This window comes from Stenotrophomonas sp. STEN035 (assembly GCF_056759935.1).
The window spans coordinates 56582-82474 of record NZ_JBRRDY010000008.1 but is presented as its reverse complement, the minus strand read 5'-3'; the positions used below and the strand labels follow the sequence as shown (position 1 = coordinate 82474).

At 63.5% G+C, this 25893-nt stretch carries 24 protein-coding genes; 7 read left to right on the top strand and 17 right to left on the bottom strand.

All coding sequences use genetic code 11. The features are described from left to right. Positions 1–21 precede the first annotated feature (21 nt). The 10 genes from proB to ACVOLL_RS06090 form a co-directional block, all read right to left on the bottom strand. Positions 22–1170: a glutamate 5-kinase gene (gene proB / locus ACVOLL_RS06135; protein WP_481512093.1), complete on the bottom strand. Its 1149-nt coding sequence runs from the start codon at positions 1168–1170 to the stop codon at positions 22–24. Positions 1171–1174: 4 nt separating this feature from the next. Next, complete coding sequence (locus ACVOLL_RS06130) at positions 1175–1432, bottom strand: YciI family protein (protein WP_481512092.1); 258 nt, start codon at positions 1430–1432, stop codon at positions 1175–1177. A gap of 426 nt (positions 1433–1858) precedes the next feature. Further along, positions 1859–3157, bottom strand: a complete 1299-nt coding sequence (locus tag ACVOLL_RS06125) for an argininosuccinate lyase (protein WP_481512091.1) — start codon at positions 3155–3157, stop codon at positions 1859–1861. A 91-nt stretch (positions 3158–3248) separates the two neighbouring features. Then, positions 3249–4202 (bottom strand): N-acetyl-gamma-glutamyl-phosphate reductase, encoded by a 954-nt coding sequence (argC, locus tag ACVOLL_RS06120; RefSeq protein WP_481512090.1) that lies wholly within the window; start codon positions 4200–4202, stop codon positions 3249–3251. Beyond that, a complete protein-coding gene (locus ACVOLL_RS06115; RefSeq protein ID WP_481512089.1) occupies positions 4199–4807 on the bottom strand; it encodes a GNAT family N-acetyltransferase in 609 nt (202 codons plus the stop codon). The genes argC and ACVOLL_RS06115 overlap by 4 nt, the downstream gene beginning before the upstream one ends. Before the next feature lie 2 nt (positions 4808–4809). Further along, entirely contained in the window at positions 4810–6138 is a 1329-nt protein-coding gene (locus ACVOLL_RS06110) for an acetylglutamate kinase (RefSeq protein ID WP_481508072.1), read from the bottom strand. Between the two features lie 72 nt (positions 6139–6210). Continuing rightward, entirely contained in the window at positions 6211–7308 is a 1098-nt protein-coding gene (locus ACVOLL_RS06105) for an acetylornithine deacetylase (RefSeq protein ID WP_481512088.1), read from the bottom strand. A 225-nt stretch (positions 7309–7533) separates the two neighbouring features. After that, positions 7534–8724 (bottom strand): argininosuccinate synthase, encoded by a 1191-nt coding sequence (locus tag ACVOLL_RS06100; protein WP_282269815.1) that lies wholly within the window; start codon positions 8722–8724, stop codon positions 7534–7536. A gap of 151 nt (positions 8725–8875) precedes the next feature. After that, complete coding sequence (locus tag ACVOLL_RS06095; protein WP_481512087.1) at positions 8876–9886, bottom strand: N-acetylornithine carbamoyltransferase; 1011 nt, start codon at positions 9884–9886, stop codon at positions 8876–8878. A 302-nt stretch (positions 9887–10188) separates the two neighbouring features. Then, entirely contained in the window at positions 10189–10746 is a 558-nt protein-coding gene (locus tag ACVOLL_RS06090; RefSeq protein ID WP_481512086.1) for a hypothetical protein, read from the bottom strand. A gap of 166 nt (positions 10747–10912) precedes the next feature. Here ACVOLL_RS06090 and cysS point away from each other — a divergent pair, with 166 nt between their 5' ends. From cysS to ACVOLL_RS06075, 3 genes are all read left to right on the top strand, one after another. Next, positions 10913–12280, top strand: coding sequence for a cysteine--tRNA ligase (gene cysS / locus ACVOLL_RS06085; protein WP_481512085.1), 1368 nt, complete (start codon positions 10913–10915; stop codon positions 12278–12280). Between the two features lie 201 nt (positions 12281–12481). Next, positions 12482–12919, top strand: coding sequence for a SufE family protein (locus ACVOLL_RS06080; protein WP_481512084.1), 438 nt, complete (start codon positions 12482–12484; stop codon positions 12917–12919). Continuing rightward, entirely contained in the window at positions 12916–14151 is a 1236-nt protein-coding gene (locus ACVOLL_RS06075; RefSeq protein ID WP_481512083.1) for an MFS transporter, read from the top strand. Before ACVOLL_RS06080 ends, ACVOLL_RS06075 begins: the two co-directional genes overlap by 4 nt. Before the next feature lie 65 nt (positions 14152–14216). Here ACVOLL_RS06075 and ACVOLL_RS06070 read toward each other — a convergent pair whose 3' ends face one another. Beyond that, positions 14217–16538, bottom strand: coding sequence for a beta-glucosidase (locus ACVOLL_RS06070; RefSeq protein ID WP_481512082.1), 2322 nt, complete (start codon positions 16536–16538; stop codon positions 14217–14219). A gap of 190 nt (positions 16539–16728) precedes the next feature. Then, complete coding sequence (locus ACVOLL_RS06065; RefSeq protein ID WP_481512081.1) at positions 16729–18090, bottom strand: carbohydrate porin; 1362 nt, start codon at positions 18088–18090, stop codon at positions 16729–16731. Between ACVOLL_RS06065 and ACVOLL_RS06060 the strand changes: the two genes are divergently transcribed. After that, positions 18046–19185, top strand: a complete 1140-nt coding sequence (locus tag ACVOLL_RS06060) for a TetR/AcrR family transcriptional regulator (protein ID WP_481512080.1) — start codon at positions 18046–18048, stop codon at positions 19183–19185. The genes ACVOLL_RS06065 and ACVOLL_RS06060 overlap by 45 nt on opposite strands. 20 nt (positions 19186–19205) lie before the next feature. Here the strand turns inward: ACVOLL_RS06060 and ACVOLL_RS06055 are convergent, their stop codons facing one another. Together ACVOLL_RS06055 and dksA are read right to left on the bottom strand one after the other, a co-directional pair. Next, the gene (locus ACVOLL_RS06055; protein ID WP_481512079.1) at positions 19206–19661 is read right to left on the bottom strand and encodes a nucleoside deaminase; all 456 of its coding nucleotides are present in this window, start codon (positions 19659–19661) and stop codon (positions 19206–19208) included. 66 nt (positions 19662–19727) lie between these two features. Beyond that, on the bottom strand, positions 19728–20870 hold the full coding sequence (dksA, locus tag ACVOLL_RS06050) for an RNA polymerase-binding protein DksA (protein ID WP_481512078.1): 1143 nt from the start codon (positions 20868–20870) through the stop codon (positions 19728–19730). A gap of 259 nt (positions 20871–21129) precedes the next feature. Between dksA and yidD the strand changes: the two genes are divergently transcribed. The 3 genes from yidD to ACVOLL_RS06035 are packed head-to-tail and all read left to right on the top strand — an operon-like array spanning position 21130 to position 23598. Continuing rightward, complete coding sequence (gene yidD, locus ACVOLL_RS06045) at positions 21130–21402, top strand: membrane protein insertion efficiency factor YidD (RefSeq protein ID WP_481512077.1); 273 nt, start codon at positions 21130–21132, stop codon at positions 21400–21402. Position 21403: 1 nt separating this feature from the next. Beyond that, positions 21404–22750: a dihydroorotase gene (locus tag ACVOLL_RS06040; protein WP_481512076.1), complete on the top strand. Its 1347-nt coding sequence runs from the start codon at positions 21404–21406 to the stop codon at positions 22748–22750. Next, positions 22750–23598: a M23 family metallopeptidase gene (locus ACVOLL_RS06035; RefSeq protein WP_481512075.1), complete on the top strand. Its 849-nt coding sequence runs from the start codon at positions 22750–22752 to the stop codon at positions 23596–23598. Before ACVOLL_RS06040 ends, ACVOLL_RS06035 begins: the two co-directional genes overlap by 1 nt. A 184-nt stretch (positions 23599–23782) precedes the next feature. Here ACVOLL_RS06035 and ACVOLL_RS06030 read toward each other — a convergent pair whose 3' ends face one another. Genes ACVOLL_RS06030 through ubiG form a run of 3 tightly spaced genes read right to left on the bottom strand, consistent with a single transcriptional unit; the run spans position 23783 to position 25891 of the window. Further along, entirely contained in the window at positions 23783–24463 is a 681-nt protein-coding gene (locus ACVOLL_RS06030; protein WP_481512074.1) for a phytoene/squalene synthase family protein, read from the bottom strand. Between the two features lie 19 nt (positions 24464–24482). Next, positions 24483–25172 carry a phosphoglycolate phosphatase gene (locus tag ACVOLL_RS06025; protein WP_481512073.1) on the bottom strand — a complete coding sequence of 230 codons (690 nt, stop codon included), beginning with the start codon at positions 25170–25172 and terminating at the stop codon, positions 24483–24485. Further along, positions 25169–25891, bottom strand: a complete 723-nt coding sequence (gene ubiG / locus ACVOLL_RS06020; protein WP_481512072.1) for a bifunctional 2-polyprenyl-6-hydroxyphenol methylase/3-demethylubiquinol 3-O-methyltransferase UbiG — start codon at positions 25889–25891, stop codon at positions 25169–25171. Before ubiG ends, ACVOLL_RS06025 begins: the two co-directional genes overlap by 4 nt. Positions 25892–25893: the final 2 nt, after the last annotated feature.

Here is a 25893-nt window from a genome sequence, read left to right as displayed (position 1 = left end):
TGCCAATGATCAAAGGAAAACTCACAGCAACACCAGGTCGTCACGATGGACCACGTTGTCGCCGTAGTTGTAGCCAAGGATGGATTCGATTTCGCTGGTGTGATGTTGGCTGATGCGGCGGATATCGACGGCGGAGTACTGACTGACGCCGCGCGCCACGCGCTGTTGCCCCTGCGGATCGAACAACCGCACTTCCACCATGTCGCCGCGACGGAACTCGCCTTCCGCGCCCACCACGCCACCGGGCAGCAGTGAGGCGCCTTTGTCGCGCAATGCGCGCGCCGCGCCGGCATCGATCAGGATCGCGCCCGGCTCAAGCGGTGCGTGCTTCAGCCAATACTTGCGCGCGGCGATGCGTGACTGCCCGGCATGCAGACGCGTGCCATGCAACTTCCCCTGCGCCAGCCCGCGCACGACATCGCCGCTGCGGCCATTGAACAGGAAGGTGTCGATACCCGCGGCACCGGCTTTGGCGGCGGCCTGCAGCTTGGTATGCATCCCGCCAGTACCGACCGCGCTGCCGCTGCCGCCCGCCATGGCCAGGACATCCGGCGTCAGCTCGGTAACTTCGTTGATCGGTTGCGCATCGGGATTGCTGCGTGGATCAGCGGTGTAGAGACCATCGATGTCGGTGGCGATGAACAATGCATCGGCATCGACCAGCGCCGCAACGATGGCGGCGAGGTTGTCATTGTCACCGAGTTTGAGCTCATCCACCGATACGGTGTCGTTCTCGTTGATGACCGGCAGCGCGCCCAGCGCCAGCAGTTCGTTGAGCGTTGCGCGCGCATTGAGGTAGCGGCGGCGGTTGCGCAAGTCGTCGTGGGTAAGCAGCACCTGCGCAACCGGGCGCTCGAAGAAACGCTGCCACAGCCCAATCAACTGCGCCTGGCCCAGTGCAGCCAAGGCCTGTCTTGCCGCCATGGCCGCGCCGGCTTCGGCGGCCTTGGGCACGATGGCGCGGCCAGCGGCCACTGCGCCGGAAGAGACGATCACCACTTCGCGCCCGGCCAGCACATTGGCCGATACGAACTGCGCCAGCCCCAGCGCAAAACGCGGAGTCAAACCACCACCATCGGCCGCCAGCAGGCTGCTGCCAACCTTGAGTACGGCGCGGCGCCACTGCGGCAGTGTTTGTTCGGTGAACGGCGAGAACGAAGTCTGGATCATGGGATCAGCGGGTATTCCACTCATGGATGGTCAGCTCGGAGCTGCCCTGGATGGCCAGCGGGTCGCTGGCGACGATGGCTTTGGCAGCTTCCAGAGTGTCGATGTTCTTCAAGACATAGGCGCCACCGGTGCCGTCGCTGAAACCGCCGGTCAGGTGCAGCTGATCTTTCGCAACAAGTACGTTGAGGAAAGCGATGTGTGGGGCAATCACTGCATCGTCGAATGACGGCTTGCGCATTGCCAGTACCAGGTAGAGCTTCATTGAATTCTCCTTTAGCTGCGTATGACACCACGCCGAAGCCGAAGTTGGTGCGATTGCTTTCGCTTGGAACTTGCTGTGGCTTTGGCCTTGGATTTGGCTGTTGCCTTGGCTGTTGCTTAAGCCCCTCTCCCGCCTGCGGGAGAGGGGTTGGGGTGAGGGCAAGCTTCTAGCTAGGCAGAAAATCAAAAGCCCCCTCATCCGCCCTTCGGGCACCTTCTCCCGCAAGCGGGAGAAGGGACAGCCGGAGCCAGAGCCAGAGCCAAAGCCAAAGCAACAGCCAGGGCCACGGCAGCAGCGACAGCGACAGCAACAGCAACAGCAACGGCAACGGCAACGGCCAACACCAAAGCCAAAGCCAAAGCCAAAGCAAAGCAAAGCCAAAAACCTAAACCAATACGGGCGCCTTTCGGCGCCCGCATCAAACCATCAGTCCCGCAACGCGCTCCAACGCGCACTGAGCTCTTCCAGACGAAGGTCCGCCGCAGCACCAGGCGACACACGCGCCGCCAGGCTGCCCTCGGGCGTACGCCCCTGCCCAGCCGTATCCGCCGCCTCTGCTGCAGCCTTGTAGGCATCACGGAACGGCACACCCGCCACCGCAGCCTCCACCGCCACATCGGTTGCATACATGCCCGAATCGATCGCAGCGCGGATGTTGTCATCGCGCCAATCCAGATTCGACAACAAGGCCGGCAGCAGCTCCAGTGCCGCCAAGCCACGACCGAAACCGTGCACGATCGCGCCCTTGGAATTCTGCAGGTCACGCTGGTAACCGGACGGCAGCGACAGCAGCTGTTCGATCTCGGTACGTGCAGCAGCAACACTGGCATGGATGGCGCGCATAAGCTCGATCACGTCCGGGTTACGCTTGTTCGGCATGATCGAGCTGCCGGTGGTGTATTGCGCCGGCAGCGCCACGAAGGCGAACTCACCGGTGGTGAACAGCGACAGGTCCCAGGCAATGCGACGCAGGTCCAGGGTCGCGCTACCCAAGGCCTCCAACGCAGCCAACTCGAACTTGCCACGCGAGAGCTGCGCGTAGATCGGGCTGATCTGCATGCGCGAGAAGCCCAGTGCTGTCGTGGTGTGCTCGCGGTCCAGCGGCAGGTTGACGCCATAACCGGCAGCGGTGCCCAGCGGATTGGTGTCGATCAGCGCACGCGTGTCACGGGCACGGATGGCATTGTCAATGAACGCCTCGGCCCAGCCGGCCCACCACATGCCAGCAGAGGAAACCACGGCGCGCTGGATATGCGTGTAACCCGGCAAGGGCTGCAGTTGTTCGGCAGCGGCGCGGTCCAGCGCGACCTTCGCAACTTCGGTGCTGATCTGCGCAACACGCTCCAGCTTGTCCTTCAACCACAGCCGGGTAGCGACCAGGATCTGATCGTTGCGGCTGCGGCCGGTGTGGATCTTGCGGCCGGCATCGCCCAGGCGCTCGGTCAAGCGCGCCTCGATGGCCGAGTGGCAATCCTCGTACTGCTCATCCAGCACGAACGCACCATTGCGGAAATCCTCGGCCAGAATCGCCAGCTCACGCTTCAACGCAACCAACTCGTCGGCACTGAGGATGCCGATGTGCTGCAGGCCTTCGGCATGCGCGGTGCTGGCCTGGATGTCGTGCAGGAAGAACTCGCGGTCCAGGATGACGTCGTCACCGGCCAGGAAGGTCTGGATCTTCGCGTCAACCGCAACGCCGGGTTTCTGCCAAAGCAAATTAGTCATGTCGATCTCTCTAGGTGCAGCGTTGTGGAACCTGTGGGAGCGGCGTAAGCCGCGAAGCCGGTGACCCTGCGGCCACCAGCACTCCACAAAATCAATAAGGAACCGCCATCAGCTCATCCAGCCCCAACGCCCGGTTGAGGTTCTGCAATGCCTGCGTGGCGGCACCCTTGAGCAGGTTGTCGATGGTCGCCACCACCACCACGCGCTTGTTGCCGGGCGCCATGGTGAAGCCGCCAATCTGCACACCGTGCTTGCCGGCAATGCGGCTGACCCACGGCGCCTCATCCACCACTTCAACCAGCGGCTCGTTGGCGTAACGCTGCTGGTACAGCGCCATCACTTCTTCGCGACTGCGCGGCTGCTGCAACCACAGGTTGACGGTCATGGTGATGCCACGGAAATGCGCAGCCACATGCGGCATGAACTCCACCGGCACGCCGAGTTGTGTCGCAACCTCGCGCTCATGCACATGATTCGTCAGCGCATACGGCATCAGGTTGTCACGCAGCAGCTCGGGGTTGTTCTTGTCCGACGGCGTGGTACCGGCACCGGACCAACCGGAGACGCCGAAACAGGTCGGCGGGCCAGCTAGCTGGCTCAGCAGCGGAGCGATCGCCAGCTGCATCGCGGTGGCGTAGCAGCCCGGGTTGCTGATCCGCTTCTGCCCGGCATAGCGGGCGCGGGTCAGCTCCGGCAGACCGTAGTACCAGCTATTGTCGAAACGATAGTCCGCCGACAGATCAACGATCACCGTATCCGGCGCGGCTGCATCCAGTGCGGCCACAAAAGGCTCGCCCTTGCCGTTCGGCAATGCCAGCACCACCGCGTCCACACCCTTGGCGGCGACCGCCTCCGGGTCCAGACTTTCGTAACACAGCTCGCCGTTGTAGGTATCGTTGTGGTCAGCCACACGCTGTCCGGCCAATTCACGCGAGGACACGAAGGCCAGTTCGATGCGCGGGTGTGCGGCCAGCAGGCGGATCAATTCGGCGCCGGTGTAACCGCGCGCGCCAACGATGCCTACCGAGAATTTCTTGTCAGTCATGAATGCGAATCCAGAAGGAATTGCAGGTGGGTTTTCACCGCCGGCCATTCCGTATCGATGATGGAGAACACCACGGTATCGCGACGCGATCCGTCGGCGTGACGCTTGTGGCTGCGCAATACGCCATCCTGCTTCGCACCAAGGCGGGCAATGGCGGTACGCGAGGCATGGTTGAACCAGCTGGTCTCGAAGCCCACGCTGATGCAGCCCAGGGTTTCAAATGCATGCCGCAGCAACAGCAGCTTGGCCTCGGTATTGAGCCCGCTGCGTTGCACGCGCGGGTGGTACCAGGTGTAGCCGATGTTCAAGCGCGGCACGTCGGCTTCAAGCGCGTAGTAGCGCGTGCTGCCAACAACCTCGCCACTGGCATCCTTGACCACGAACGCAAGCACCCTGCCCTGTGCCTGTGCTTCCAGCGCGGCGACGATGTAATGGCCTGCGCGTTCCGGCGCGGGTACGTTGGTATACCAGCAGCGCGCCAACTCGCCCTCGCCCAAGGCACGCTGCAACGCAGGCACGTGCTCAAGCTGCAGCGGCTCCAGCGTCACATGCCGGCCCTTCAGGGTCGGCACCTGACTCCAGTGCCCGGCGGTGGCAAGGTCCATGTTCACCCCTGCAGGCTCGGCTTGCGCTCACCGCAATGCGCGACGTAGCCCTTGATGCTGTCGAAATCATTGGCACCGAACCAGAACACTTTCCAGTGATCGAGCTTGTAACAGCCATCCGACTCGGAATAGTAGAAATGGTTGACCGGATTACCGTTGCGCGAACGCCAGAACAGCTGCGGAGTTTCTTCCAGCATCACGTTCCACACCGCCCGGCCCAGACCTTCACCCTGCGCGTCATCAAGCACCGCGAACTTGTCCAGGTACACGCCCTCGGCTTCATCGGTCAGCACTACCGCAGTGCGATAGTTCTCGCTGACGTAGGCACGCAGCAGTTTGGTTTTCTCGAAGTAATCAGGCACCAGGGTGCGGCCGAAGCTCGACTCGATCAGCGACTTCAGCCGCGCGGTATCCAGCTGGTCCCACGACGTCGCCTTCAGCACCTTTTCACCGCGGCGCACCAGCGTGCCTGAACCCTTGTGCGTGAACAGCTCCTTGGCCAGGTCGGCCGGGCGCGTGATCGACACCGAGGATTCTTCCGGCAAACGATCGAGCAGGTCCTTGATCTGCTCGATCTTGACCCGCATGCCGCCATGGATCCACGGCTGCTGCATCAGCTGGTCGTATTCGGTGGACAGGTTGATCGAATCGATCAGCTTGCCTTCTTCATCGAGCAGGCCGCCGGTACCGGTCAGGAAGATGATCTTGTACGGCTGCAGTTCCTGCACCAGCTCGTTGGCGGCAAAGTCGGCGTTGACGTTGAGGATCTGCCCGCTCGGGGTTTCGCCCAGGCTGGTGATCACCGGAATCGAGCCGGCACGCAGGCTGGCTTCGATCGGTGCCAGGTTGACCTTCTTCACTTCGCCGACCAGGCCGTAGGTGTCCACGTCCAGGTACTCGGCCTCGAACACGCCACCGGTGATCGAGGTAGCGCGCGCACCGTTCTGCTGCAGCGCTTCGACCAGCTTGAGGTTGGATTGCTGGAACACCTTGCGCACGATCGCCAGTGCTTCCGGCGAGGTCACGCGCAGGCCGTCAATGGTCTTCTTCTCGATGCCAGCGGCAGACAGCTCGGCATCCAGCTGCGGACCAGCACCGTGCAGCACGATCGGAGTCAGGCCGACTTCCTGCAGGAACGACAGCGACGAGGTCAGCGCTTCCAGATCGTCGCGCAGCACGGCGCCACCGACCTTGACCACGGCAAAGCGCTTGGCATCAAGCTGCGAGAAGCGCTTGAGGTACTGGCTGATTTCCTTCGCGCTGGCCATGCTCGAGAGCAGGCGAACGATGGTCTGGCGGGTCTGGCGGTGCGGCTGCATGGCTGGGGACATTACTTGTATCTACATGGCGACCTTGAAGGTCGCGGGAAGGAGCCGGCGGCAAGCCGCCGGGCCACGAGCGGCTCAGGCGCCGCGTTGCAGGATCTGCAGCACCGATTCGGCGTAGCGCTGCAACTGCTCCAGCGTCACGAACTCATCGGCGGTGTGGGCCTGGGCGATATCGCCAGGGCCGTACACCATGGTTGTGTAGCCACCGGCCGAGAACAGCGAAGCCTCGGTCCAGAAATCCACCGCATTGCCGATTGGCAGGCCAAGTTCATCAGCGATGTCACGCGCGGCCAGGCGACGTTCCTCGGCACGGGCGATATCACCGGATGGCAGGCTGGGGCCACGGAAGGTTTCTTCGAAATGCGCGGCCTGCGGCTCGGCAAAGCCGGCGAAGGTGCCCAGCAGCGCGTCGATGTCCATCGACGGCAGCGGCCGGAAGCCAAAACGCAGCTCGGCTTCGGGCGCGATCATGTTGGCCTTGATGCCGCCTTCGACGCGGCCAATGTTGAAGCGTAGGCCGGTCAGGCCGCCAAAGCGCGCATGCGCCAGCGACTCGACATGCTCCAGCGCCTTGCCGCCCCAGCGCATCGCCTGGTGCAAGGCACTGGCGGACGGGTCCTGCTTGCCCGAGGCGTGGCCGGCGCGGCCCTGGAACTTCATCAGCACCGAGCTGATGCCACGGTGCGCGAGCACCGCTTCACTCATGGTCGGCTCGGCGACGATCACCGCTTCATAGGCGATGCCACGCGCCAGGAAGGCAGCGATGCAACGCGGATCATTGGCTTCTTCATCACTGGAGAACAGGAAGGCAGCATCGCCATCGCTCAGGTTGGCGGCGGCCACCAGCGCTGCGGCGGCGCCCTTGATGTCGCAGACGCCAAGGCCGACAACGCGGTCATCGAGACGGCGCATCACGTGCGGATCGGCCGACCAGTGCGGCGAATCCGGCACGGTGTCCAGATGCACGTTGAACAGGTATTTCGGCGTGCCACGCACCGCGTAGAAGCTGACCGCACCGGCACCGTGGTCGATCACCTCGACATTGAAGCCCGGCAGGTTGTCGCGCAGGTAATCAAAGATGCCACCAGTGGTGATGGCACGCGGCGGATTGCGGGTGTCGTAGGACACCAGCTTTTCCAGATGATCGAGGGTGGATTGGAGCAGGTTGGTCATGGTGGGCGGCAGGTCGGCAGATCAATGATCGAAAGGCGCCCCTTCTCCCGCGTGCGGGGGAAGGGGCCCGAAGAGCTTGCCCCCGCGGAGGCGGGGGGCGGATGGGGGCGCTTTTGATTTGCCTTGTCAGCCTTGAGAGCGAACAACGACAGAAGCAGAAGCTCCCCTCACCCCAACCCCTCTCCCGCAGGCGGGAGAGGGGCTTTGAGCATCACGCATCTCGCCTTAGCGATTTACCTGCGCATACAGCGTGGAGCTCATGCCGAACAGCTTGATGAAGCCTTCGGCTTCTTCCACACCCCAATCGGCCGACTGCGCATAGGTCGCGCCCTTGGCATTGAGGATGTGCTCCGAACGCACCGCCACCGCATCCACGCGGCCGCCGCGGGTTTCCAGCACCACTTCGCCGGTCACCTTGGCCTGCGAAGCCTTCAGGAAGGCTTCGATATCGGTCTTGAGCGGGTCGTGGTAGAAGCCTTCGTACACCAGCTCCACCCACTTGCGCGCGACTTCCGGCTTGAAGCGGTTCTGCTGCTTGGTCAGCACGGTGTCTTCCAGCGCGCGGTGCGCGGCCAGCAGCGAGACCAGGCCCGGGGCTTCGAACACGATGCGGCCCTTCAGGCCGATCACGGTGTCGCCGGTGTAAACGCCACGGCCGACGCCGTACTGCGCGAACAGCTTGTTGAGCTTGGCCAGGATCTGCTCACCCGGCAGTTCCTTGCCGTCCAGCGCGACCGCTTCGCCTTCGACGAACTTCAGGGTCACGGTCAGCGGCTCGATCGGCCAAGCGCTGCGCGGTGCGCACCAGCCACGTGCGCCTTCACCCGGGGCTTCCCACTTGTCGATCTCGCCGCCGGACATGGTCAGGCCCAACAGATTCTCGTTGATGGTGTAGGCCTGCTGCTTGGCGCGCACGCCGAAGCCACGCGCTTCCAGGTACTTCTGCTCATAAGCGCGGGTCTGGGTGTGTTCCTTCTGGATTTCACGGATCGGCGCGACGATCTGGTAGTCGCCAAGCGCCTTCACCGCCAGGTCGAAACGCACCTGGTCGTTGCCCATGCCGGTGCAGCCGTGGGCGATGATGTTGGTGCCCAGCTCGGCGGCGCGCTTGAGCGCGGCATCGACGATCAGATAACGGTCCGAGACCAGCAGCGGGTACTGGCCCTGGTAGCCCTCGCCAGCCCACACGAAAGGCTTGACGAAGCCATTCCAGATGGCCGGGCCGCCATCGACGGTGACGTGGCTGGTGACGCCCAGCTCGGCCGCACGCTTTTCGATGAAATCACGCTCGTCGGCATCCACGCCGCCGGTGTCGGCGAACACGGTGTGCACGTTGTAACCGCGCTCCTGCAGGTAAGGCACGCAGAAGCTGGTGTCGAGGCCGCCGGAGAAGGCGAGGACGATGTCTTTGCTCATGGGGAAGGAATCTCTGCTTTTGATCTTTGAGCCCCTCGCCCGCCGAAGGAGGGGTTGGGGAGGGGGTAATGAAATGGAGGTGTTGCCTGGAGCGAGGAGCGTTGCCCTCACCCCAACCCCTCTCCCGCACGCGGGAGAGGGGCTTCGAGCATTACTTGCCGATCACTGCTGCCATGATCGCCTTCTGCACGTGCAGGCGATTCTCGGCTTCGTTGATTGCAATACATTGCGGCGAATCCATCACGCCGTCGGTGGCCTTGACGTTGCGGCGCAGCGGCAGGCAGTGGCTGAACACACCATTGTTGGTCAGCGCCATCTTGGCTTCGTCGACGATGAAGTGCTGGTACTGGTCGCGGATCGGCTTTTCCGGTTCCCAGTTGCCGAAGAACGGCAGCGCGCCCCAGCTCTTGGCGTAGACGACATCGGCGCCGGCATAGGCGCTCTGGATGTCGTGGCTGACCTGCAGCGAGCCACCGCTTTCGATGACATTCTGCTCGGCCCAGCCCATGTAGCGCTCGTCCAGGATGTAATCCGGAGTCGGGCACAGCAGGGTCACGTCCATGCCCATGCGGGTTGCGATGGTCAGCGCCGAGTTGGCCACGGCGGTGTTCAGCGGCATGGGATGGTAGGTCCAGGTCAGCACGTACTTCTTGCCGCGCAGGTCACTGGTGCCGAAGTGCTCCTGCAGCGCCAGGATGTGCGCCAGCTCCTGGCACGGATGGGTGATGGTCTCCATGTTGATGACCGGCACCGGCGAGTACTTGGCGAAGCTCTTGAGCACCTGGTCCTCGCGGTCCTTGCTCCAGTCCACGAACTTCGGGAAGGCACGCACGCCGATCAGATCGACGTAACGGCCCAGCACCTTGGCCACTTCGGCAATGTGTTCTTCGGTATCGCCGTCCATCACCGTGCCGAGATTGAACTCGATCGGCCATGCATCCTTCCCCGGCTGCAGCACCACCGCGTGGCCGCCCAGCTGGAACGCGCCCAGCTCGAAACTGGTGCGGGTACGCATGGACGGGTTGAAGAACACCAGGGCGATCGACTTGCCCTTCAGGTCATCACCCAGCTTGTTCTGTTTGAACAACGACGCTTGGGTGAGCAGCGCATCCAACTCGGCGCGGCTCCAGTCCTGGGTGTTCAAAAAGTGCTTCAGAGACATCGATCCATCCTTTATTGCGGAGATCCACCGTCGCCGGTGGGCGGATGCGCATGCGCGCGGCTCATTGCGTTTGTAACTTTTGCCGAACCAGAAACGAAAAAACCCAGCCTGGGCTGGGTTTTCCGAACAGACAGCACGAAGCTCCGGTCACCCAGCGAATATGTGGGATTCCGGTCGGCGGGCACGCGACGTCATGCCGGTGGCCATCCGGGCGGTGCTGGTTTCGTGCTGGAAGCTGGTGGCTTTCATCGTCGAGCATACTCGCACGCAGGTCAGGCCGGCGCAAGTGGCGCGCTGCAACATCACGGAACGCTGTTCGCGGCCGGCGGCGCCTGGCCGATATCCGGGGTGATCGACACCCGCAGCTTGAGCCGGTTACCGGGGTCTTCCGGCAGCCGCGAGCGGAACTTGATGCCCTTGTAGACGTAATCCACGTCATAGGCGATGGGCCGGCGGAACTCACGCCCAACCTCGACGATCTTGCATTCCGGGGTCAACAGCGCCGGAGAACTGCCAGCACCCTGCGGAGCAAGCGCCATTTCTTCTTCCTGCGCCTGCCCTTCGTGCTGGCTGAACATGCCACGCACCGAGTCCCAGAAACGGCGGAAACCGCCCTTGTCTTCCTCGCCCTTGACCTGCACCGGCGCCAGCGTGCGGGTCGACACCGGCTCGCAGTGCTCCTCGGTACGGCTTGCGCGCAGGGTCTGGAAGACCGGCTCGACATTGAGCACCTGCGCATAGTCGTAGCGCACGTTTTCCATGATCACCACGCGATTGCGCTGCTCCGGTTCCTGCGCGAACGCGGGCACGGCGGCACCAGCCAACAGGCAGATCATCGACAGCAATGGAGCAGGTTTCATCAAAAGGTTGGGCTTTGAGCTGGGCGCGGGTGACGGGTACTAGTGTAGGCAGCACAGCTGCCCCGGGCCTGAACATTACCCATCCGTACGCGTATTGCCCAGCCCGGGGATGCCCGACCCGGCCCGGACCGCTAGAATTGGCAGGTTCGCTTACCCCCGGATTGCCATGACCCTGCGCCTGCACAACAACCTGACGCGGCAGCTGGAGCCGTTTGCTCCGCTCGACCCCGCCGCCCCCACCATGTATGTGTGCGGCCCCACGGTCTACAACTATGTACATATCGGCAATGCGCGCGGCCCGGTGGTATTCGGGGTGCTGGCCGACCTGCTGCGCCGCCGTTACGGAAAACTGCGCTACGCGCGCAACATCACCGACGTTGACGACAAGATCAACGCCGCGGCCAAGGACCAGGGCGTGCCGATTTCGGCCATCACCGACCGTTTTGCCGCCGCCTACCGCGAGGACATGGCCGCACTCGGCGTGGTCCCGCCGGAGATCGAGCCGGAGGCCACCGCACATATCCCGCAGATCATCGCCATGATCGAGCAGCTGATCAGCACCGATCATGCCTATGCCGCCGAAGGCCATGTGCTGTTCTCGGTCAGCAGCTTCGCCGATTACGGCAAGCTCTCGCGCCGCGACCCGGACGAAATGCTGGCCGGCGCCCGCGTTGAAGTGGCCCCGTACAAGCGTGATGCCGGTGACTTCGTGCTATGGAAGCCCTCCAGCAACGACCTGCCGGGCTGGGAATCACCCTGGGGCCGCGGCCGCCCTGGCTGGCATATCGAGTGCTCGGCGATGGCTGCCGCGCATCTTGGCCCGACCATCGACATCCATGCCGGCGGCGTCGACCTGCAGTTCCCGCACCACGAGAACGAGATCGCGCAGAGCGTCTGCGCGCACGGCGGGCAGACCTTCGCCCGCTTCTGGCTGCACAACGGCATGCTCAACTTCGGCGGCACCAAGATGAGCAAGTCGATCGGCAATATCGAGCGCGTGCACGACCTGGTGCGCCAGCACCCGCCGGAAGCGCTGCGCTATGCGCTGCTGTCGGCCCATTACCGGCAGCCGCTGGAGTGGTCTGATGCGCTGATCGAGCAATCGGTGCGCACCCTGGACCGTTTGTACGGCACCTTGCGTGATCTGGCTGATGTCAGTATTGAGGGCGCGATTCCGACCGCCGTCGAGGCAGCGCTGGACGATGACCTCAACACGCCGCTGGCACTGGCCGAAGTGGCCCGTATCGCCAGCGAAGCGCGCAAAGCCGAGTCCGCCGAAGACAAGCTGAGCCTGAAGCGCGAGTTGCTCGGCGCAGGCCTGGCCCTGGGCCTGCTGCAGCAGGCGCCGGCCGAATGGTTCGGGCGTGGTGCTGAAGCCGGCGACGATGCACGTATCCAGGCCCTGATCGACGAACGCATCGCCGCCAAGCAGGCGCGCGACTTTGCCCGTGCCGATGCCATTCGCGACCAGCTGGCTGCGGAGAACATCGTGCTGGAAGACACGCCGCAGGGTGTGCGCTGGAAGCGCGGGTAAGGCTTGCCCTCACCCCAACCCCTCTCCCGCAGGCGGGAGAGGGGCTTGAGCGAAAGCTGCAATTGCACATATAGCGCCGGCTCGCGGCGCACTGAGCCCCTCTCCCGCGTGCGGGAGAGGGGTTGGGGTGAGGGCAGCAGCGCCCCAGCCCACTCCAAAGCCTCTCGCCGCCAAGGCGACCGGCCAAGCACAGGACCAACAATGATCAACTCCCCCTTCCCGCTCGAACCCAGCCCCGCCGAAGCCCAGGCCGCCATTGCCGAAGAGTTCTCCTTCTTCGGTGACTGGTCCGAGCGCTACCAGTACCTGATCGACCTCGGCCGCAAGCTGCCCACCTTCCCCGAAGAATGGAAGACCGAAGAACACCGCCTGCTCGGCTGCCAGTCCATGGTCTGGATCGTGCCCGAAGGCGATGCCGACAAGCTGGTGTTCCATGCGATCAGCGATTCAGCGATCGTCTCGGGCCTGATCTATCTGGCGCTGCGCGTGTACTCGGGCCGCTCGGCCGCTGAGATTCTCGCCACCGATCCGGACTACGTGTCCGCCATTGGCCTGGCCAAGCACCTGTCGCCGACCCGCAGCAATGGCCTGGCCGCGATGCTCGCTTTCATCCGCGACACCGCCCAAGCCAAGCAGTGAACAACACCGGCTCCATCTCCGAACTGCTGCGCCAGCCCGGCTTCACCCAACTGCTGCTGTACCGCATCGCAGGCATGCTGTCCTACCAGATCGTCGCGGTCACGGTTGGCTGGCATATCTATGAAGTCACCCGCAATCCATTCTCGCTGGGCCTGATCGGCCTGGCGGAAGTGCTGCCCTACTTCTGCGTGGCACCGTTCGCCGGCTACCTGGTCGATCACCTGCCACGCCGCAAGCTGGGCATGACCGCCTGCCTAGGATTGATAGCCACCGCCTTGATGCTGGTCGCAGTCGCCACCGGCTGGCTGCCGGTCAAAGGCGTGTGGCCGATCTATCTGGCGGTGGCATTGACCGGCATGGTCCGCGCCTTCCTGTCGCCGGTCTACAACGCACTGTTCGCACGCGTGCTAAAGCGTGAGCAGTTCGCGCGTGGTGCCGGTTTCGGAACGGTGGTGTTCCAGATGGGCATGGTGATTGGTCCTGCGCTGGGCGGCGTACTGGTCGCCGTCGGCGGCAAGGGCCTGTCCTATGGCGTGGCAGCGACGATGGCAGTGCTGGCGCTGATTGCACTGGCCTCGCTCAAAGTCAGCGAACCCGCACCGCCGCAGACCCGCGCACCGATCTTCGCCAGCATCGCCGAAGGCGCACGCTTCGTCCTGTCCAATCAGATCATGCTTGGTGCGATGGCGCTGGACATGTTCTCGGTGCTGCTTGGCGGCGTGGTCGCGATGCTGCCAGCCTTCATCCAGGACATCCTGCATTACGGCCCTGAAGGCCTGGGCATCCTGCGCGCGGCACCGGCACTGGGCTCGATCGCAGTCGGCCTGTGGCTTGCCCGGCATCCACTGCGACGCAATGCCGGCCGCGTACTGCTGTTTGCAGTGGCAGGTTTCGGCCTGTGCGTGATCGCCTTCGGCCTGTCCAGGAGCTTCTGGTTGTCGGCGGCGATTCTCGTGCTCTACGGCGCCTGCGATGGCGTGTCGGTGGTGGTGCGCTCGACCATCATGCAGTTGGTGACACCGGATGAAATGCGCGGCCGGGTATCGTCGATCAACGGCATTTTCATCAGTTCGTCGAATGAACTTGGTGCGTTCTACGGCGGCAGCATGGCGCGCCTGCTGGGTCTGGTGACGGCAGTGGTGATCGGCGGTTGCGCGGTACTCGGCGTGGCCGCGGTCACCGCATGGAAAGCGCCGCAGCTGCGCAAGCTGGACAACCTGCAGGATCTCTAGCCAGATCAATGCCGGGGCAAGCAACACGCTTGCCCCGGCGCGTCCATCTCAAGCAACAACACCCATCACGGCGCGTAGTCGCTGGCTTGGCGCTTCTCGAACGCCTGCTGCGCACGGATATCGCGCGATGAAGCGCCTACACGCAGACTATAGGTCCCCGCATCAGCCACCCAACGGCCCCGCTCGGTGTCGAACGAGGCCAGATCCTTGCCTTCGATCTCAAACTGCAGCACCTGCGATTGACCTGGCTGCAGTACGCCGGTCTTGCCGAAGGCACGCAGCTCCTGGCTGGGCTTCTCCAGCGCTCCCTTCGGTGCACTTACATAAACCTGCGCCACTTCGCTGCCTGCCACCTTGCCGGTGTTGGTGACTCTCACGCTGGCCCGCACCGGACCGGTGTCGCTGGCGTCGACTTTCAGGTCGCTATAGCCAAACGTGGTGTAGGACAGGCCGAAACCAAATGGATAGGCCACCTCCACCTTGTGCGTATTGAAGTGGCGATAGCCGACCCAGATGCCGTCGCTGTACTCTACTTCGGCAGCACGTGCGGTCTGGCCGAAAATCGAACGTGCATTCGGATCCGGGCCCAGTAGTTCCTTGCCCGGAAAGCCCTTGCTGGCAGGATAATCACCCAACTGCACCGCAAACGTATCGACAAGCTTGCCGGAAGGATTCACCGCGCCAGACAGCACATCGGCAATGGCATTGCCCGCCTCCTGTCCCGGTTGCCAGGCCAACAGGATAGCGTCGGCGAAGCGGCGCCAACTGGCCGTCTCGATCACACCGCCGATGTTGAGCACCACCACCAACTTCTTGCCTTGGGCATGGAAGGCCGTGGCGGTACGCTCCAGCAGCCTGAGCTCGGCCGCGGTCAGGTTGAAATCACCCTCTGCCTTGCGATCAACGAACTCGCCCGAGCCACGACCGATGGTCACCACTGCCACATCCTGACGCCGCGCCAGGTCTTGCAGCTCGTCGTCACTCATCATCCGCTCCGCGATACGCGGCTTGCTCAGGTACCACTCGGTCTTCGGCTGCTTGGCGGTCTCTTCACCGATGTAGCGTGTATAGACCTGCTCCAGCCCGTCCGCATTGCTGAAACCCGCGTTTTCCAATCCACGGACCAGAGTGATGGCATATGCCTCGTTGACGTCACCACTCCCGGTTCCGCCGATGTTCACTTCGTAGCTGCCATGGCCCAACAACGCCACGCTGGCGTTGACAGGCAACGGCAACGCCCCCGCTTCGTTCTTCAGCAGCACCATGCCTTGCGTGGCTGCGCTGCGCGAAATCCGCGCATTGCCGAGCAGGTCGGGTTGATCCGAATGCGGCAACTGCTTGAATGCCCGACTGCGCAATACCAGCTCCAACACACGCTGCACATTGCGATCCAGCACCGCTTCATCCAGCGCACCGCTGCCCACCGCTGCCAGGATCGCCTCACGCTGCTTGCCGGTACCTGGCATCAGCATCTCGTTGCCCGCCTGCATCTGCGCGACCGCATTCGTCCCGCCAAACCAATCGGTCATCACCACACCCTGGTAACCCCATTGCGCGCGCAACACATCAGTCAGCAGCCAGGGGCTCTCCGAGGTATAGGTGCCGTTGAGCTTGTTATAGCTGGACATCACCGTCCATGGCTGGCCTTTGCGCGTGGAGATCTCGAAGCCTTTCAGGTAGATCTCGCGCAATGTGCGCTCATCCACCTTTGCATTGATGGTATTGCGATTCCACTCATGGTTATTGACCGCGAAGTGCTTCACCGATGCGCCCACGCCGCGATCCTGCAATCCTTTCACCAAGGCCGCCGCCGTCTCGCCGCTGACTACCGGGTCTTCGGAGTAGTACTCGAAATTGCGCCCCCCCAAGGGGAAGCGATGGATGTTCTGCGCCGGCGTCAGCATCACGTCGATGCCATAGGCCGCTGCTTCATCACCAATAGCTGCACCTACACTACGCACCAGAGCCGGGTCCCAGGAACTGGCCAGCGCGCTGCCGATCGGGAACGCGGTGGCATGGAAGGTTCTGCCGGGCGCGTCCTTGCGGCTAGGCTCGATACGCACCCCCGCCGGACCATCGGCCAGCACCAACGAAGGAATGCCAAGCCGCGGCACCGCCACGGTCGCACCCGCAGCCCCCGCCACCTTGTCCTCGATCGCCCCCACTACCGGCGCCTGCATATCCTCAGGCAGGCCTGGGAAGTTCATCCCCTGCCCGGTTACCAGCTCGACTTTCTCCTGCAAGGTCAATGCCGCTATCACCTGCGCCAACGGCGCTTTGCCCAATTGCGGAACATCCTTGGCCTGTGCAGTGCCCATCACCAAGGCGGTTGCCGCGATGCTGATCAGCAGCGGCTTGAATCCAGGTTTTTTCTGCATTGTTGTCATTTCACCTGCTCCGGTTCTCACCCGGCCCTTTGTGCCGGGTGCTGAGTTATGGAAGTGACGCGCCAACAAACAGGCAGCGCGCGATCATTCAACTGAAACCACAGGCAACACCTCACCGTCAGCGCCCTCTTTGCGCCGCCTGCCCTGTTGCGGTACGAAGGTCCGTCCAGCGGAACTGGCCGGGCATGGTTCAGAACGAGAACGTCAACTGACTCTGCAGATTCACCGCGTCCGGATGCTGGGTAGTGACCACCGGGTTACGCGTATAGCTCAGCGTATTGACCCAGTAGATGCCGCGGAACGCGCGCAAGGCATACGAAACCGAGCCAGTGGAGCTGAAACGCACCGGATCCATGCCGCCCGCCTCAAGATAGCGACGCGCATCATCACTCACCTCCGTGCGGGTGTAACCGAACGACACCATGTCACCGGGGCGCGTGGCGAACGGCGCCAGGCTATAGAGCGTGAACGCGTAATCGGAACTGAAGATATTGTGCTCGGCCGGCGCATAGTTTCCTTTCAGATTGACGTACCAACCACGGTAGGGAACCGACGCATCCGGCTGGGTGAACTGATGGTCGGCCACCAGGTAGAATCCACGGTTGGTGCCCTTGCGCTCCGGATTGCGGTAGTCGGTGTAAAGCGTGCGGTTGTAGATCGTGCCCTGGCGGATCCATGTCATCCGGGTATTCGCACTGGACGCGACCCGATAGCCGATTTCGTTGACGTAAATGGGCTTGGTGTTCTCCACGCTCCACTTCAGGCCAGTGGGATTGGCCTTGCTGTCAGCAAGGAAACCGTCGGGGCTCTGTGAGCGCGCCACACCAAAGTGGTCATAGAAGCGGCCGCTCTTCGAGTACAGGCGGATATCCATGCCGGGCACGGGCTTGAAGCCCGCCATGCCAACCATGTTGGGAATGATGCTGGTCGGACCGAGTGCGGAGGAAGCGGTGCTGGCCCCCAGGAACAAACCAATGAACTGACCCAGCATTCCGTAGTAGCCGTATTGGATACGTACACGGCCATCAGCGAACTCCTGCTGCACCGACAGCTGGGCCACCGCTGCATCATCATTCAGCCCCGCATCGCGATACACGGTCCGCCAGCTATTGGCTTCAAAAGTCAGTTGGGATCGCTTGCCCCACCAACCCAGCCGCGACAGGTCGTAGGTGGTGATGGTCGACAAGGTGCCGCTGAAACTCGGCCGCTGCCCGTTGTAGGTCTGCGGGCGGGCTTCCTGGCCGCGCAGATCATAGGTTTCTGCTGCGCTGTAGAAGCCCATGAACATCCAACCGTTTTCGTACAGCTTCGGCCGCAGGCCCAACAGGTCAGGTGACAGCGTCTCGCAGGTGGTGATGATGGGTGCTTCCGAACCGCGACTGACGAAGCTGTCGTAGTCGCGACAAGTTGGCGTTGATACCGATGCAGTTGAAGAATCAGCTTGCTGTTCGGTTGAAGACAACGCGTCCAGCTGTTGTGCCGCGGCGGAATCGGCGCCGGGTTGCGCATGGGCCATCGTCGCGCAAAGCCCAAGGAAAACGGCCAACATCATTCTGTTGAAGATGCTGCCGTTCCGGTTACAACAGTACGTGCTCATTACTTCTCTCCCAGATTGATCAAGAGCGGCCTGTGCCACAACGTCGACCGCCCGCGCAGATACAGCAGCTCGGCGAGCACTGAGCGGACGCGTCCGTCCAACCCTGGCGTTCCGGCGTCGGCCTCTCGGCACGCTCCTCATCAGGCGGGACTGGTCATGCCGTCGCAGCAGCAGTCACTGCGATGGCGCGGACCAGTTGAGTGCAATCCCCGTCCGGGATGTTGTTGCGGCGATACGTCTGTTGTCCGTCACGCCGACGCCGCGGCAGTAAACCTACCTGCAAGTAGGTTTGTCAAAAACTGTGATATGGGTACAGTTTTTGGGCCGATAGCGCACGCGGGCTATACCGATACACTGCGCACTCCTCCCGCATCGGGCCGAACGTTGCCAACCTCAACACAGACCTCGCCCATCACCCGCACACGCAGACGCTCTCCCAAGGGCGACAAGCGGCGCCAACAGATTCTGGATGCGGCAATGCGCGTGTTCGCACGCGACGGTTACAGCAATGCCTCCATCGCCGAGGTTGCAAGCAATGTTGGCCTCACCCTACCCGGCCTGCTGCATTACTTTCCCAGCAAGACCGACATGTTGTTGGCGGTTCTGGAAGTTCGCGATCAGCGCAGTCCGCGCCTGCCGGACTATCCGCGGGACTACACGCTTGAAGACGCTGCCGCAGGACCACCGCTTCCGTGGTCGCAGGTGGTGGAACAACTGCGTCTGGTCAATCGGGCCAATGCCGAGATTCCCGGCGTAATCCGGGCTTTTTCGCTGCTCAACGCCGAAAGCCTTGGCAAGGATCACCCTGCGCAGGAATGGTTTCACCAGCGCTCAGGACTCATGCTCCAATACATCGCGCACAGCCTGCGCCATGGCCAGGAAGCCGGGGAAATAAATGCAGCGATTGATCCGGACCAGGTCGCTGCCGAACTGATCGCAATGATGGATGGCTTGCAATTGCTATGGCTGCGCCATCCCGACAAGGTCGAGCTCGGCAGCTGCTTTGAGAACTATCTGCAACGCCTGCAGCAGACCGTACAGCTCAGCTGATCGGCCGAGCTGTACGGTCTTCAGCGCGCCGCTTGCCACTCGGCATACAAGCCCTGCTCACCTTCCGGCAGCAACCGTTGAAGACCCGAACCAGGCGCCTGCGGCCCAGATGCCAGGCGCGCGTAGATTGCTGCCGTTGACAAGCCGAATACCGCTCCATCGTCGTTCGAATAGGCGAACCAGGCCTGCTCGATGCCGCACAGATACATCGCAGCCAGGCACATCGGGCAGGGATGGCCGCTGGCGTAGACCTCGCACCCATCCAGGCGCGGCGACGCCAGCAGCGCGCTGGCCTGACGGATGGCGCGCATCTCCGCATGGTCGGTAGGGTCATGACTCGCGTGGATGCTGTTGGCCGCCTCCGCCAACACCTTGCCATCCTTGACCAGCACCGCGCCGAATGGGCGTCCGCCATTGGCAATATTGGCCCGCGCCAGCGCAACAGCGCGGCGCATGAATTCTTCTTGCGTGGACATGCAGCCCTCCAGAAAAGGAAAACCCCGCCATAGCGGGGTCTTCGTATAGCAAACGCTACGCCAGGATCAGTCGCCCTGCTGCTTCTGCAGGTGCTCCCAACGCTCCTGCGCATCAATCGTGCGCTCGGCGGTGAGACGGGCTTCCAGGCGATCCAGACCGATGTCTTCGCCGGTGTCGACGCAGAAACCATAGTCACCGGCTTCCAGACGCTTCAGCGTGCTGTCGATCTTGCCGATCAGCTTGCGGTAGCGGTCGCGGGTACGCAGTTCCAGCGAATTTTCCGTTTCGCGGGTTGCACGCTCGGCTTCATCGCCGATGTCACGCACTTCCTCGCGCAGGTTCTCGATGGTCTGCTTCGATTCCTCGACCAGGTCCGCACGCCAGTTCAACAGGCGCTGGCGGAAGTACTCCTGCTGCAGCGTGCTCATGTACTCCTCATCTGCGGACGGCTTGTAGCCAGCCGGCAGGATCGGACGGCCAGTGGTCTCGTCGATGTTGTATTCGACAACCTTGTACTTGCTGCGCGGTGCCGGAGCGGTCGAACGCGCGGTGACAGCGACTGCTACCTTGCCGACCGGACGGACAGCAACAGGAGCGGTGGATTTGACGGGAGTTTTGACGTTGGATTTCGAAACAGGCACGGGATTCTTGGATTGCGGGGTCTTGGCCGCTGGAGCCGGCTTGGCAGCGACCGGCGCAGGTGCCGGAGCTGGGGCCGTCTTGGCGACTTCGACCGGGACAGACTTGGCCGCCGCCGGCTTTGCAGCTGGCTTCGGTACGGACTTGACCACGGGTTTGACAGGAGTCTTGAGCGTTTTGGCGGCCACTGGTTCGGCCACCTTCTTGACTACGGGTTTGGCAACGGGCTTGGTGGCCTTGGCAACCGGCGCAGCTGCTTTCTTGGCAACTGGCGCGGCAACCGGCGTGGTCACCTTTTTGACCGCTGCCTTCTTGGCAGGGGCCGCCTTTTTAGCGACTACCGTCTTAACCGCAGCCTTCTTGGCGGCGGGCTTGCTGGCAGGAGCTGCGGGCTTGACCGGCGTTTTCTTTGCAACCGCCTTGGTGGCGGGCGCTTTCTTCGCGGCCGGCTTGGCAGCCTTGGCCACCGGCTTGCTTGCAACCGGCTTGGACGCCGCCTTCTTGACTACAGGTTTGGCGGTTTTCTTGGCGACCTTGACGGCCTTTTTTGCAGGTTTTTTAGCAGCCACGAAACGCTCTTCCTTGTTTCCCCCGGGGCCCGGGAAAGCGGGCCTTTATAGCCTACCCGACCAGCAGCAGCAACCGCGCCGGGCACCGTATGTGAACGGATGCCCGACCCGTGCAGTACAGGTCCGGTGGCGTCACCGGACCGTTTCGCGCAGTTCGGAACGTAACCAGGTGCGCCATCGCCCCTGGCTGGCAGCGGAAAGCACGTAGTGTTTACCGGCGCCATCCCGCATCCTGCGACAAATACTGCTCGCTTGCCAAGTGGCTTATCATTTAACCGTGATCGGCCGACTCCTCATTGCCGTACTGCGCTCCTACAAGCGCTTCATCAGCCCCCTGCTCGGGCCGCGCTGTCGTTTCTATCCCAGCTGCTCGGAATACTCCATGGACGCGATCCGTATACACGGTCCGCTACGGGGGTGTTGGCTTACCCTGCGCCGGCTGGGGCGCTGCCATCCGTTCCACCCGGGCGGACTGGATCCGGTCCCGGAGCGCGCCGATTCCCCCTCTTGCCGCTGCACAGGAAAACACTGACATGTCCTCCACGCTTATCCGCAATGCCCGCATGGTCAACGAAGGCCGTACCTTCGACGGCGACCTGCGCATCGAGAACGACCGTATCGCGCAGATCGGCAGCGGCCTGACTCCGCGCGATGGCGAGCAGGTGGTGGACGCGGGAGGGCGCTGGCTGCTGCCCGGCATGATCGATGACCAGGTCCACTTCCGCGAGCCCGGCCTGACCCACAAGGGCGACATCGCCAGCGAATCGGCTGCCGCGGTGGCCGGCGGCCTGACCAGCTTCATGGACATGCCCAACACCAACCCGCCGACCCTGGATTCGACCATCCTCGAAGCCAAGTACGAGCTGGCCAAGGGCCGCGCCTGGGCCAATTACGGCTTCTACCACGGCGCCAGCAACGACAACCTGGAAGCGATCCGCGTACTCGACCCGAAGAAGGCACCGGGCGTGAAGGTGTTCATGGGGGCCTCCACCGGCAACATGCTGGTCGACAACCCGGAGACCCTGGACGCGATCTTCCGCGAGTGCCCGACCCCGATCATCACGCACTGTGAAGACACGCCGATGATCGATGCCAACATGAAGGCGTTCCAGGAAAAATACGGCGATGCACTGACCCCGGACATGCACCCGGATATCCGCTCGCGCGAGGCCTGCATCAAGTCCACCCGGCTGGCGATGTCGCTGGCCCGCAAGCACGGTACCCGCCTGCACGTGCTGCATATCTCCACCGCTGATGAATTGGCACTGTTCGAAAAGGGCCCGCTGATCCGTGCCGACGGCAGCCGCAAACAGATCACTGCCGAGACCTGCGTGCATTTCCTGCATTTCGCGCGCCCGGACTATGCCACCAAGGGCAACCTGATCAAGTGCAACCCGGCGATCAAGGAAGTGGCCGACCGCGAGGCGATCACCGCCGCGCTGGCCGATGACGTGCTCGACGTACTGGCCACCGACCACGCCCCACACACCTGGGAAGAGAAGCAGAAGCCCTACGCACAGGCACCGTCCGGCCTGCCGCTGGTCCAGTACGCCCTCGTCGCCGCACTGGAGCGCGTGCACGAAGGCAAGTTGAGCCGCGAGCAGGTGGTGCAGAAGTTCGCCCATGCCCCGGCGCAGCTGTTCGACGTGGAAGAACGTGGCTTCCTGCGCGAAGGCTACTTCGCCGATCTGGTCCTGGTCGAGGACGTGCCGTTCACGGTCAAGCGCGAGGACGTGCTGTCCAAGTGTGGCTGGTCGCCGTTCGAGGGCACCACCTTCCGCTCGCGCATCGCCTCCACCTGGGTCAATGGCCAGCAGGTATGGGATGGCAGCAAGCTGGTGGGCGCACCGGCCGGCCAGCGCATGACCTACGACCGTTGATGCGTTCGGTCCTGATGATGGGCGCGCTGCTTGCCGCGCCTCTGCTCACCGCCCTTCCCGCGCAGGCCCAGGATGGCATCGGCAACCTGCTCGACAACCGGGTTGTGTTCCCGGTCAGCGCCTCGCAGGGCGCGATGGTGATCGGCAAGGTACCGGCCGGTAGTACGGTCCGCTATGCCGGCCGTGAACTGCGGGTCAGCAGCTACGGCAGCGTGGTGTTCGGCATCGGTCGCGACGAGAAAGGCCCGCTGCAGGTACAGGTGCAGCGCCCGGATGGCGGCAGCGAGACCATTTCGATTGCGGTGACTGCGCGCGACTGGCCGGTGGAACGGGTCAACGGCGTACCGCCAAAGACGGTGAATCCGCCGCCGGCAATCGCCGAGCGCATTGCCCGTGAGCAGGCGCAGGTAACCGAATCGCGCAAGCGCGACGACAACCGCACCGACTTCACCCAGACCTTCATCTGGCCGGTGCAGGGCCGCATCAGCGGCCGCTTCGGCAATGCCCGCGTCTACAACGGGCAGCCGGGTAGCGGCCATTCGGGCATGGACATCGCCGTGCCCACGGGTACGCCGGTGAAGGCGCCAGCGGCCGGCGTGGTGACATTTGTGGGCCCGGACCTGTACCTGACTGGCGGGACTTTGGTGCTGGACCACGGCTTCGGCATCAGCTCCAACTTCCTGCACCTGTCGCGGATCGACGTGAAGGTCGGCGACAGGATCGAGCAAGGACAGAACATCGCCGCGGTTGGCGCAACCGGTCGAGCGACCGGCCCTCACCTGCACTGGGGCATGAACTGGTTCGACACCCGCATCGACCCGCTGCTGGTGCTGGAACGCGGCAAATAAAGCCGAAGATCTGTAGTGCCGAGCCATGCTCGGCAGAAGCCTGCTAGCAAATCCATCAGCGTTTGTGGGAGCGGCGTCAGCCGCGAAGCTGGCAAACCAACAGCGCAGAGCCCCCTCATCCGCCCTTCGGGCACCTTCTCCCGTAAACGGGAGAAGGGAGCAGCTCCATTGAGTTCCGCGAGGTTTACCCCCGCGCAGCCCACCAACTACGCCACAGCAACCCCGCCGGGCTCGGCCGGTACTCACCGCCGCGAATGCGCGCCTGCTGCCGGCCACGCGCCAGCACGGCATAGATGCGACGTGGGCGTGGGCCGGCAACGCGTGACGGCCAGGCTGCCTGCAGGACCTTGTCCCATTCCATTTCATTGCTGAAGGCCTGCGGCACCGAAGCCGCCTGCTCCTGCAGGCGCAGCGCCAGCATCTGCGTGGTCAGCGCCTCGGCAGCCGCCGGCGACGGCTTGCTGCCGAACACCGCCGCTTCCACCGCCACCGCCGCTGCCGCGTACTGCGCCAACACCTTGCGCGCCTGCGCGGCATCGGCCACGCGATCACGCGCATCGATCAAGCCCGGCAAGGCATCGGCCAGCTGTGCCCACGGCGCGCGCACCGGCTCCAGCAAACGGCCCAGCGGATGGCGCGAGCGCTGCACTTCCCAGCTGCGCAGCTCCTCGCCCCACCAGGCCAGCTTGGCGTCCTGCGGCGTGGTGTCACCGCTGGCGTTCAAGATGTCATCAAATTCCTGCAGCAGCGCGAACCAGGCCACGCTGCGCTCACGATCGGCCTCGTCGACAAAACGCTCCACGAAGGCCCATTCCGGCCAACGCTCACGCCACTTGTCCAGGAAGCTGTCCAGCGCACTGCTCACATCAAACCTCGTTGTTGAATCAGGCCGAAGCCGGTTGGGTAGCTGGCCAGGCGGCTGGCTGCCAAAGTTCCTGCGGTAGCTCACAAATACTGTCGGCCTGCCAGGCCTTCGGGTCATCACCGTGCAGACGGTAACCCCACAACACCGCCACCGACGGCATGCCGGCGGCGCGTGCTGCGATGATGTCGCGCTCGTCGTCGCCAACATAGACGCAGGCACTGGCTGCGGTATTGATCTGTTGCGCGGCAACCTCCAGCGGCAAGGGATGCGGCTTGCGCACGGCCAGGGTGTCACCGCCGATCAGCACCGCGCAGCGCTGCTCCCAGCCCAGTTGCGGCAGGATCAGACGTGCCAGGTACTCGGGTTTGTTGGTGACGATGCCCCAGGTGGTGCCGCTCTGCTCCAGCGCCTGCAGCATCGTTTCTATGCCATCGAACAGCGTCGCGTACTGGCCGATCAGTGACTCGTAGATATCAAGAAACTCCGGCACCAGTGCATGCCGCTCGGCCTCGCCCATATGCGGGAAGGCGACCGCCAGCATCGCCCGCGAGCCCTTGGACACCGCCGGGCGCAGCTGCTCCAGCGTCACCTCGGCCATACCGCGGGCTTGCAGCATGCGATTGGCGGTGACGACGAAGTCCGGTGCGCTGTCCAGCAAGGTGCCGTCCAGATCGAACAGCACGGCTGCCGGAAAGGAATCGGCGCTCATGCCTGTTCCTGCTTGACCGCGTAGGCCAGGTAGTTGATGTCGGTGCGGCTGCTCAGGCGGGCGCGGTTGCGCCACGGCTCGTAGGCCATGCCACTGACGTCCTGCAAGGACAGGTCAGCTGCGCGCAACCATGCGCCCAGTTCGGCCGGCTTGATGAATTCCTGGTAGTGGTGCGTGCCCTTGGGCAGCAACCGGGCGATGTACTCGGCGCCAACAATGGCCACCGCAAACGCCGCCGGGGTGCGGTTGATGGTGGACAGGAACAGCTTGCCACCCGGACGCAGTAGACGATGGCAGGCAGCGATGATGGCGCCCGGGTCCGGTACGTGCTCCAGCATTTCCATGCAGGTCACCACGTCGTAGCTGCCCGGCTGCTCTGCGGCAAGGTCCTCGGCGGCTTGTACCCGGTAGTCGACAGTAACGCCGGATTCCAGACCGTGCAGACGCGCAACCTTGACCAGCTCCGGGGCCAGGTCGATGGCGGTCACCTGCGCACCTTCCTTGGCCAACGCTTCACTGAGCAGACCGCCGCCGCAGCCGATGTCCAGCACCTTGGCACCGCGCAGGCTGGCGCGGTCGGCCACGTATTTCAGGCGCACCGGATTGAGCGCGTGCAACGGCTTCTGCGGGCCGTCGGCGTCCCACCAGCGGGTGGCCAGCGCGGCGAACTTGTCCAGCTCGGCCTGATCGAAATTGGTGGAGGTGGAAGCTGCACTCATAT